Source organism: Pseudomonas spelaei (assembly GCF_009724245.1).
Taxonomy (GTDB): Bacteria; Pseudomonadota; Gammaproteobacteria; order Pseudomonadales; family Pseudomonadaceae; genus Aquipseudomonas; species Aquipseudomonas spelaei.
Genome location: NZ_WNNK01000025.1, coordinates 80,777 through 87,060, shown reverse-complemented (window position 1 = coordinate 87,060; position 6,284 = coordinate 80,777). Strand labels below are relative to the sequence as shown.

The window sequence follows — 6,284 nt, the reverse complement described above, 5'->3', positions numbered from 1 at the left end:
GACCCTGACATACTCACTTTTCTTTATCAAAAAATCAGACGCAGGAGCGGCTAAAGATGAGCCTTTACCTCAAGTAGCGGACTTTCAAGCCTTCCAACTTGATGGTATAGGAGGCACTCGACCTAGTAACGAGACTTACAATGTTACAGTCAAAGGGGCGAAATTCAGATATTTACCTTGCGACCCAAAAATCAGTATTGCCCCGAGCACCATCGATTTTGGTGCTATAAGCGCCAAATGACGCCAAAGAGGGTGCCACGATAAAAGAGGCTCCGTTCACCATCAACGAAGATCGTACCTGCAAAGTTTCTTATGGCCTGAGCGCTGAATTAGAACCCCTGACGTCGACACTCTCGCCAGACAAGAGCACGTTAATCCCTGACGACAACACATCAGTGGGTATAAAAATCATCAACAGTGACAACCAACAGCCCATGGAATTTAAAAAAGAGTTCTTATTGATACCCAAAACAACATCGATGCAAAACTCCAGAGCATTCGTTGCGCGACTTATATGGATGACTGCAGCCCCCACATCAGGCGTATTTAATGCGGGGGCCATTGTGAATGTCTACTACCGATAGATTAAAGTTTTCTGCCGGAACGCTCCATGACAACGCGCACGCTGATGATGTAGAACACGCGCCTTTCTAGGGATCGTCTGATTTTACGTGCCTGCGGCGGCCCTTAAAGTACCGGGATGAGATTAAAGAACCACCTCCACCAGATCAGCCAGGTTCTTTCCAGCCCCAACGCCGCACGCCGGCTGTTGCGCATTTTTGCGCTGGTGCTGCTGGTCGGTATCCTGGCCGGCGTGTATAGCTTCCTGTTGTTTACCTTCAACAATGAAGTCTCCTAGCAGCACAGCTACATGAGCTGCGCCATCTCCGAGGCGCATACCTTCTTCAGCACTCGTGAGGCCTTGCTGGAGAGCTTGAGCTGGATTCGTGATGCCTTTGATCCAACCCGCCTCTCCCCGATTACTTTGAAACAGCCGACGGCCGCCTGTACCTGAGTTGCTCCCCCACTCACTATAAGGGCGACGACGTGTTGCTGTGTGGATGGCAGTTGTGGAAGTTGTCAGGGGTGAAGTGAGGCATCGAAAGCCACCTTATTACTGCCTAGGCAGTGAGTGTGTGGCGAGATGTTACTGCTTAGGCAGCGAATGTCAAATGGAATAATTAGGTTGCTTAGTAATTGGCGGCAGCGCCGGGTTCTAAGGATTGCCTGATGGGCGTCGACGGGCCACGCGCCTACCCTGCACCGAACATTGAGCAACGGGTATCGACTTTTCAATGAAGCACTCAAAACACATAACGTGCATCGCGCTTATAACGCTGGCGTGCTCACCCGCCCTATTTGCGGCGAACTGCACACTCGATTCCGGCGTTCGCCAAAGCCTTAATTTTGGCAGCCGCCTCGCCACTCAAGGCCTGACGATCCCCGCTGACACCCCTGACGGTACTGTGGTCTATCAGGAAACGTTGCAATTACTGCAGCACACCTGGACATGCTCCAGTGCTTATCAATACGGTGTTGTTATAAATCCTGCGCTAGGCGCAATTACCAGCGGCTCGTCTTTTCCCCTGGGTAAAACAGGACTTTCCTTTCGTATTTGGATGGAGATATACGCTCGCTATGAGCCAGCGCCGTATGCGCTCAAAGGGTCTAGGTACACCAATGAGACGTCCGCGATGCGACTGGAAATCATCAAATCCGGAAAACTGGCGCCGCAAGTCAACGTTGCTGCCGGCAACCTGGCCAACCAGGAGGCCGGCGACCTGATCTTGACCCGATACAACCTGATCAACCCCCTTGTCTTGACCGCGGCCTCCTGCCAGACCCCTTCCGTCCACGTCGCCATGGGCGACGACTATCAACTCCATGAGTTTCGCAACACCGGCGCAACCTCGCGCACGGTCCGCTTCGACATCGGCTTGAACCAGTGCCAGACCGGCATCAATAAAGTGACCTATACACTCAAGGCCACCACCCCGGTTATCGACGCCCAAAAAGGCGTCGTCGCGCTTAATGCCAGCTCCACCGCCAGCGGCATCGGCCTGCAAGTGATGAATGATGCCGAGCAACCCATTGTCTTCGACTCCCCCTACACCTTCGGCGGCTTCACCACCACCGGCACCAGCTTCAACATCCCCTTGTCGGCGGCCTACTACCGCCTGCCCACCGGCGACCTCAAGGCCGGCAGTGCCAACACCGAAGTCACCTTCATCATGAACTACCTCTAGCAAACTAAGGATCGTCTGATTCCTCCTACATCCGGCCACTCCTAAAGTGCCGGGATGAGATTAAAGAACTACCTCCACCAGATCAGCCCGGTCCTTTCCCGCCCCAACGCCGCACGCCGGCTGTTGCGCATTTTTGCGCTGGTGCTGCTGGTCGGCATCCTGGGCGGTGTGTATAGCTTCCTGTTGTTCACCTTCAACAATGAAGTCTCCCAACGACGCAGCTACATGAGCAGCGCCATCGCGGAGGCGCATACCTTCTTCACCACCCGTGAGGCGTTGCTGGAAAGCTTGAGCCTGTCGGCCACGCGCAAGTCCGAAATGAACGTGCCGGTGTCCGATGAAGAAATCCGCCTGCTGCTGGGGCAAACGCCGGGCCAGCAATGGAGCATCTGGCTGACCCAGCGCATGCGGGACTACTTGAATGCCAAGCAGTTGAACCTGCTGTATGTCGGCACCGACGGGTCTGTGCTGCGGTTGTACAGCGCCACACCAATGACCACGATTTCCCCCCAGGCCATACTCGATCAACTGGCCGCCCTCAAGCTGTCGAAAACCCGTCAAGAGTTATGGCTAACCCATGCGTCAAATGGGCACTCCCAGCTGTATATCTTCATTCGCCTGGACGAGCGCGATGTGAACTCCGGCTGGCTCGGCCTGGAAATGGACGACCGTGAAATTTCCAGCGCCTTGAGCGACCACAGTGCTGGCGAATTCACCATGTTCAACGCCCAGGGCATGGCGCTGTTCAGTAACAGCCACAAACCGCCGCCCGGGCAGAATCTACCGCTGTTACGGCAACAGGATTTTTTCGGTTTTGTCGGTGCCGGCTGGTTGCCCGAGCAGTTGGTATTGCGCAAGCAGCTGAAATCGTCGGATTGGCAACTCACCTACTCCATCGACTTACGCGCCGTACTGTGGGCGCTATGGCCGCAAATGTTCGGCGCGTTGGCATTCTGCCTGCTGAGTATCAGCCTGGTGTGCGTGCTGACCCGGCGCCTGGAGCACCGCTTCATTACCCCGGCGCTCCATCGCATCCAGGCGCTGGTGGAAAGTGAGCTGTTCAGCCGCGACGTGATCCAGACCGCGCCCGTGGCGCTGTGCGTGCTGCGCCGCAGCGACGGCCAGGTGGTGCTGGAAAACACCCTCGCCCGCCAATGGCTGGGCCAGTGTGGTCAACAACTGGGTCCGGGCTGGATTCGTGATGCCTTTGATGCCAACACCCCACACCTCACCGATTACTTCGAAACAGCCGACGGCCGCCACCTGTACCTGAGTTGCTCCCCCACTCGCTATAAGGGCGAAGACGTGTTGCTGTGTGCGTTCAGCGACATCAGTGCGCGCACACAAATCGAAGCGGCGCTGGAACAGGCACGCCAGTCGGCGGATACGGCCAACGAAGCGAAGACCCTGTTCCTCGCCACCATGAGCCATGAAATTCGGACCCCGCTGTACGGCGTGCTCGGCACCCTCGAATTGCTCGCCCGCACCCGCCTGGATAGCCAGCAGAAGAGTTACCTGCGCGCCATCGAAGGCTCGTCCGCGACCTTGTTGCAGTTGATTTGCGATGTGCTCGATGTGTCGAAAATCGAAGCCGGGCAGTTGGCCCTGGAGTTGAGCGAGTTTTGCCTGTCGGCCCTGGTGCAGGAAGTGGTGCAGGGCTATGCGGCAGCGGCGCAGAGCAAAGGCTTGCAGCTGTACGCCTGCCTCGACCCACACCTGCCGGAACGTTTGAAGGGCGATGTCAGCCGCGTCCGGCAGATCCTCAATAACCTGCTGAGCAATGCCGTCAAGTTCACCGATTCCGGGCGCGTGGTGCTGCGGGTCAAGCTGCTCAGCCGCGAAGGCGAACGGGTATGCCTGCAATGGCAAGTCTCGGACACCGGCAAAGGCATTGCCCATGATGATCAGGCGTGTATTTTCGAGCCGTTCTACCAGACGCAAGGCAACACCAACGTGATGGCCGGCACCGGCCTCGGCCTGCCGATTTGCCTGCGCCTGAGCCACTTGATGAACGGCACCTTGCGCATGGTCAGCGAGCCGGGCCTGGGCAGCAGTTTTTCCCTGGACGTGCCGCTGGAACAGTTGCGTGACCAGACAGTACCGGCAACTCTGCCGGCACTGGCGCCGGAGATGGTGTATGTCGTCTCCCCCATCCGTGAGCTGGCCGAAAGCTTCAGCGGCTGGTTGCGTCGCTGGGGTGCCCGGCCGCATATCGGCGTACCTGTGGGCATGGCGCCAGGCCTATTGCTCGAGCTGCATCCTGGCCCCTGCGAACCGCACTCGGTTTTGCCATGGCATGGGCCACGGGTCATCGCCAGTGGCGAGGCGACCCACGAACCACAGTTCACTGCCGATGGCTGGAAGGTCAACCTGAACGACTTGAAGGCCATCGAGCAGGCGATTCGCCAAGCCCAGGGTGGGCAGATTGCCCTGCCCCAGGAACGCAGAGAGCCGCACGCGTTGCGCCCGTTGCACTTGCACATCCTGGTAGCCGAAGACAACGTGATCAACCAATTGATCCTGCGTGACCAGCTTGAAGAACTTGGCTGCACGGTCACCTTGACCCGCGATGGTGAGGAAGCCTTGGCACGCTGGAACGACAGCACGTTCGACATCGTCCTCACCGACGTCAATATGCCCAGGCTCAATGGCTACGAATTGGCCGAAGCCCTGCGCAGCCTGGGCTGCACCACCCCGATCATCGGTGCCACCGCCAACGCCCTGCGCGGTGAAGATAGCCGGTGCCTGGCCGCGGGCATGAATCACTGCCTGGTCAAACCTTTCACGCTGCGAGCCTTGTTCACTGCCCTGGCTCCCTACGAACGAGTCGCTCATGAAGCCCTGTAGCATTTTGATTGTCGAAGACCACCCTTTCCAACACCTGTATTTGCAAAACCTGTTCAACGCGCTGGGTTATTTCGATCTGGTATTTGCCAGGGACGGCGAAGCGGCATTGGCCTGCCTGAAGCAACGCGACTTCGACCTGGTACTGACCGATCTGTTGATGCCGGGCATGGACGGCGTGCAATTTATCCAGGGCCTCGCCGCCCAACCGTCACGACCTGCACTGGCGATCATGAGCGCGGCCTCGCGCCGTATGTTGATGGGTGCCAGCCTGGTGGCGAGTAACCTGCAAGTGAAGGTCATCGGGCTGATTTCCAAGCCGGTGAATGCGGCGGCATTGCGCTGTCTGATCGATCAGTTGCAGGCACTGCGCCAGACCGCGCCTGCCGAAACCCTGCCCGGCATCGACCGCCGCAGCCTGTCGAGCGCTCTGGACAACGGCGAATTGCAAGCCTGGTTCCAGCCGAAAAAAGCCCTGGAAAATGGTCGCATCGTAGCAGCCGAAGCACTGATACGTTGGCTGCACCCCGAGCACGGCACGCTGCTGCCTGGCGTTTTCTTGCCGGCCTTGATCGCCTTCAACCTCGAAGAGCGCCTGCTGTGGTGCGTGCTGGAACAAGCAATGCGCGCCCAAGCCGCATGGCGCGAGCAGGGCTATGACATCCCGGTGTCGGTCAACCTGCCTACGCACCTGCTCAACAGCCACGACCTGCCCGACCGCATCCTGGCCTTTGTGCTGGAGCGTCAAGGCTTGCCCGCACGCATCTGCTTCGAGTTGATGGAGTGCTCCGTACCCGATGACATCAGCAATTTCTACGCGGGTGCGTGCCGCTTGCGGATCAAAGGGTTTGGCCTGTCTCAGGACGATTTCGGCAAGGGCTACAGCTCGTATATGAACCTGGTCTCGGCGCCCTTCACCGAATTGAAGATCGACCGTGCCTTGGTTCAAGGCTGCAATGCCAATGAAGAACTGGCACAAGCGTTGACCAGCATCGTCAGCCTGGGCCGCCAACTGGGCCTGACCGTGGTGGCCGAAGGTGTAGAAACCGCGCAAGAACTTGCACTGTTGCGTAAGATCGACTGCACTCAGGTCCAGGGTTTTCTGATCTCCCACGCCGTGTCTTCGGATCAATTCCAGCAATTGCTGGCCCATGATGGGCCGGCGAACGTTTATTGACTGGCAGGACGGTGTGA

4 protein-coding genes and 2 pseudogenes are annotated in these 6,284 nt (G+C 58.0%); all 6 read left to right on the top strand.

Going from position 1 to position 6,284, the window contains the following annotated elements:
* Positions 1-241 (top strand): annotated as a pseudogene (locus GNF76_RS29470) (hypothetical protein); the annotation flags it as partial.
* A 19-nt stretch (positions 242-260) separates the two neighbouring features.
* Complete coding sequence (locus GNF76_RS30010; protein ID WP_379652622.1) at positions 261-584, top strand: fimbrial protein; 324 nt, start codon at positions 261-263, stop codon at positions 582-584.
* 116 nt (positions 585-700) lie between these two features.
* Positions 701-940, top strand: a pseudogene (locus tag GNF76_RS24425) (hypothetical protein); the annotation flags it as partial.
* Positions 941-1,694: 754 nt separating this feature from the next.
* A complete protein-coding gene (locus tag GNF76_RS29685) occupies positions 1,695-2,246 on the top strand; it encodes a fimbrial protein (RefSeq protein WP_246211982.1) in 552 nt (183 codons plus the stop codon).
* Between the two features lie 54 nt (positions 2,247-2,300).
* Positions 2,301-5,093, top strand: a complete 2,793-nt coding sequence (locus GNF76_RS24415; protein WP_155585642.1) for an ATP-binding protein — start codon at positions 2,301-2,303, stop codon at positions 5,091-5,093.
* Positions 5,080-6,267 carry a response regulator cyclic di-GMP phosphodiesterase PvrR gene (gene pvrR / locus GNF76_RS24410; protein WP_155585641.1) on the top strand — a complete coding sequence of 396 codons (1,188 nt, stop codon included), beginning with the start codon at positions 5,080-5,082 and terminating at the stop codon, positions 6,265-6,267. The genes GNF76_RS24415 and pvrR overlap by 14 nt, the downstream gene beginning before the upstream one ends.
* The last annotated feature ends 17 nt before the right edge of the window (positions 6,268-6,284 follow it).

Coding starts and splice junctions, on each gene's coding strand:
- GNF76_RS29685 (WP_246211982.1), top strand. CDS start 1,695: ATGCGACTGGAAATCATCAAATCCGGAAAACTGGCGCCGCAAGTCAAC.
- GNF76_RS24415 (WP_155585642.1), top strand. CDS start 2,301: ATGAGATTAAAGAACTACCTCCACCAGATCAGCCCGGTCCTTTCCCGC.
- pvrR (WP_155585641.1), top strand. CDS start 5,080: ATGAAGCCCTGTAGCATTTTGATTGTCGAAGACCACCCTTTCCAACAC.